Genomic DNA, 1589 nt, shown 5'->3' with positions numbered 1-1589 from the left:
TAATAAGGATGGTAGCTACCATTTCGTCATGGAACTTATTGTTAGATTAAATGATAAAAAATAAAACTATAAATGCACTAAAATTAAGCGTTTATAGTTTTTTTATTTTTATTTATTTCTGTGAATTTCTTAAAAAGGTGGACAGAATTGTGGACATAACTTATTCTTCAAAAAAGAAAGTACCTTTGAAATCAGAATCTGTAGGTAATTCTGAACGTTTTACAGGTTCCCCTAAACCTAGCATTAGTTTAATAGCTTTCAAAATAACATCATCAGATACATTACGACTATCAATCTGCCCGCCAACTGCGTCACCATAGACGCCGTAAAAATGACCATCTTCTCCATCATAACCATAAATATCCATGATGTTGATTGTTTCGCTGTTGCAATAAACTTTCCCATCTTCGTTTACAATAGCATACGATACTTCGTTATTTTTAATTTCTTCAAGTAGTTGTTTTGCGTTTTCCATGTCTAACTCCTCCGCATAATTTGTTAATTTGATAGCATTTTCTAAACTCATTTTTTCGATTGGTGTTTTACCTGTAACCCATCTGCTGATTGTAGTGTCACCAATTCCAGTGGCTTTAGAAATTCTATAAGCTGTTACAGTTTTTAGTAATTTTTGGATTTTGTTAAAATCTGCTTTACTCATTTTTTGTTATCTCCTGAATACCAAGCAATAGCAATCGCCAAAATTGCTACAAATAAAATCATTTTCATCTTGATTTTCCTCTCACTCTTTTATAAAATAAAAGGAAAGAAGAGCTTTCGCTCTCTTACCCTTTAGCGATTATCTCTTCCGGCGTTTGGGAAACTTAGGAGCGATTTTCGCTTTTTTCTTTTGCTCTTCATGTACTATGTACCAAGAGCGAGCTTCTTTTGAAATTGCTACTGCAATCCCTACTGCAACTGTGACCCTTGCCAGCCACTCGTCTAGGCTGTCCATTTGTATCACCTCCTTACATTATTTATTATACCGCATTTAAATGCGGTAGTCAAGTATTTTTTACCATTTTTTTAAACTTTTTATTCTGGAACTATTTTAAACAGGCAAAAGCCTTCAGTTTTAGTGCAATCTGCTTTGCTCCCTAGCCTCCAGAATTTCAGCGAAAAATGACAAAAAATAAAAACTATAACCCCTTTGTTTTAGTAGGTTTATAGTTTTTTATTTATGTCCACGTATTTCTGAGAAATCTGGACAGTTTATCGTTCCCAGATTACGCCATTATCAGCATAGGCTACATAATCAACGCCATCAATAGGCTTCATGCTACGGCCTTCAATTAGCAATCCTCCGTCTTTATCTCGCCAAAAATCGAGCATGTCAGCGACTTCTTCCCAAGATTGTTCTTTCAATTCTTCTGCATAGACATCTTCGATTAATTGTTTGATTTCTTTCTCTGTTTCAGTCATGAGTGCCTCCCTTCTTTCTGCGATAAGCTCTTCTAATTCGTTCAAATCATCCTCGGTAGCGTGGTTTCTTATAAAGTTACGAGCTGACGAGCGCTTAGAGAGATAGTTTCTATGATCCCTGTTGTTTGCATTCCACTTCTTAGTGGAAAATAGGATGCAAGAAGAAAAAT

Annotated in this window: 3 protein-coding genes; all 3 read right to left on the bottom strand. The window is 35.1% G+C overall.

Annotated features, from left to right (window positions below):
• Positions 1-160: 160 nt before the first annotated feature.
• Positions 161-658: a hypothetical protein gene (locus O0J15_RS21010; protein ID WP_302683796.1), complete on the bottom strand. Its 498-nt coding sequence runs from the start codon at positions 656-658 to the stop codon at positions 161-163.
• Positions 659-796: 138 nt separating this feature from the next.
• Positions 797-952 carry a hypothetical protein gene (locus O0J15_RS21005; RefSeq protein ID WP_272133762.1) on the bottom strand — a complete coding sequence of 52 codons (156 nt, stop codon included), beginning with the start codon at positions 950-952 and terminating at the stop codon, positions 797-799.
• 257 nt (positions 953-1209) lie between these two features.
• The coding region (locus tag O0J15_RS21000; protein WP_308306274.1) for a hypothetical protein at positions 1210-1589 on the bottom strand (380 nt) is incomplete at its 5' end.

The sequence above is a fragment of the Stenotrophomonas sp. Sm10 genome, from assembly GCF_030985515.1.
Taxonomy (GTDB): domain Bacteria; phylum Pseudomonadota; class Gammaproteobacteria; order Xanthomonadales; family Xanthomonadaceae; genus Stenotrophomonas; species Stenotrophomonas hibiscicola.
This window is presented reverse-complemented; position numbering and strand designations above follow the sequence as displayed.

Excerpts from the sequence above, each read along its gene's own strand:
- O0J15_RS21010 (WP_302683796.1), bottom strand. The coding sequence starts at position 658 with ATGAGTAAAGCAGATTTTAACAAAATCCAAAAATTACTAAAAACTGTA.
- O0J15_RS21005 (WP_272133762.1), bottom strand. The coding sequence starts at position 952 with ATGGACAGCCTAGACGAGTGGCTGGCAAGGGTCACAGTTGCAGTAGGG.